The sequence below is a fragment of the uncultured Planktosalinus sp. genome, from assembly GCF_963973675.1.
GTDB lineage: Bacteria > Bacteroidota > Bacteroidia > Flavobacteriales > Flavobacteriaceae > Planktosalinus.
Genome location: NZ_CAXBAN010000444.1, coordinates 1 through 1,843 on the forward strand (window position 1 = coordinate 1; position 1,843 = coordinate 1,843).

Consider the following 1,843-nt stretch of genomic DNA (forward strand, 5'->3'; position numbering starts at 1 on the left):
CAACTCAGGGTCTTCATCATTCAGGTTAGAATGCATGGCCAGGTGGAGAATGGCTACATCAGTATCAAGCGATTTGAATTGCTGCTTAGAGGCAGCGGTTCCCGTATAAAGTTTTCCGGGCACCAGTTGTGACAACTCGTTCACCTCTTCCATTGCACCCGGCAGAGCATAGGGCGTGCCCCGGACAGCGAGTTGGCCACCACTGACCGCAGCTGAATATTCCGGAGCAAAATAGGCCGCTGTGGTACTGTGTGTATCACTGTCTTTAAGCGAGTTGATGTTGACAAAGGTCAGGTTGGGGGCATAGGCAATTGCCAGGTCCTCAATCAGGTAGCGCCCATCCTTTACCAGTAATTCAAAGGGTAAGTAATGCAACATACCATCGGGAATAACGGTCAGCGAACCATCGCTATCCGTGCCCTCCGGAAAGAGCTGCCTGTAAAGTGTTGCCCCACGAGACTTGAGGGTTTCTATGGGCACCTTAGGATTGCTGATGTCCTTTACAAAAGTGGTCAGGGTCGCTTTTAGCTCAGTAAAAGCGTCAATTTTAGCATACGTCACACCGTGGTTGCGGAAACTTAACTTATAAAGCTGCCCGTTGGCAACAATAAACTGAACGGTTGGCCCTCCGTTGTATTCCTTTAGACTGAAAATAGCGGTGGTAAAGTCATTGAACTCCTGATAGGAGTCGGTGAGTTGTTGCTGAAGGGCTTCCAGTTCCAGGTTTTTATCAAACAATTGTTGTTGCAGGACCTCATCCTCTTCCTGTTCCTGAAGTTTCTTTTTCAGCCGGGTTAGCTGAGACCGTATCAGTTGCTCCTGTTCAACCAGCAGATACAATTCAGAGGTACCGGCCAGCTCCCTGTTCAGTAAAAAGCTGTTGATCAGGTTTTGTGATTTGACCGTTTCAATAAAGGACAACAGTTCATTGCTCTCAACCTCCGAAAAAGGGTGTTCCAATGCAGCTTCCAGCAAACCGGAAACGATGAGGTCAAAATATTCTTTAAGCCCCTTGTTCAGGATTTGATTGCCCAATGCGTGTTTAAACTGGCGCATAGCCAGGCGGTAAAGTAGTTCTTCCTCGGGTGAATACCCGCCTTTATAGGTATGCCATGCCTGAGCCAAATGTACCAGGGCCTCAGCATCACCCAAAACACTGCCCGGATGAAAATCGCTCGCTGCACTTTCAGGAAACCCAAACGATTCATTGTCTTCTGAGAGCAACACCAAAAACTGGTTAATGGCTAGGCTTGCTGCTTCAGGCTGTTCCAATCCCAGATGACATACTGCCATGAGTTCGTTGAGGATCACTTTTTTTCCAATGGTTAAATCAGGGTGAACCAAATCCTCCAGAATGTTAAGAGCGTTGCTATATTCTTTTTGATGCATCAGCACCCTGGCACGGTTGATTAATAGTACTGTCGGACCATCGTTGCGAAAAATGGTACTGCTTTCGGTTTGAAGTGCCAGGCCTTTTTGAATGTAGTGTTCAGCACGTTCCGGCCGGGGGTGGTGGATGGTGTAGTACCGCACTACCGATTCAATAATGCTTTTATACATGCCCTTTTCCGTAGCATCGGTGTCGGTATTGGCTACCAGCGTTTCCACCTGTTCAAAAGTGGCCAGCATGGCGGCTTCATCGCCTGCGTTTCTGTGAAGTATGATTAAACTGTGAAAGAAATCCAGCTCTTTTTTGATTCCAAGGTGATGCATCACTTCACTGTGGATGCGTTCCTTATTGGTTTCATATTCCTGGATGGCTTTGTTCAGATAGCCAAGGGCCTTCGTGTAGTTCCGGTGGTTCCTGTGGTTCGTTGAGAGGTCGGTAAGGGCACCCAGGTAA

The 1,843-nt window shown here is 47.8% G+C and carries 1 protein-coding gene; it reads right to left on the reverse strand.

From position 1 onward, the window contains the following. On the reverse strand, window positions 1-1,843 hold a 1,843-nt coding region (locus AACY61_RS13155), incomplete at both ends, for a CHAT domain-containing protein (protein WP_339612038.1).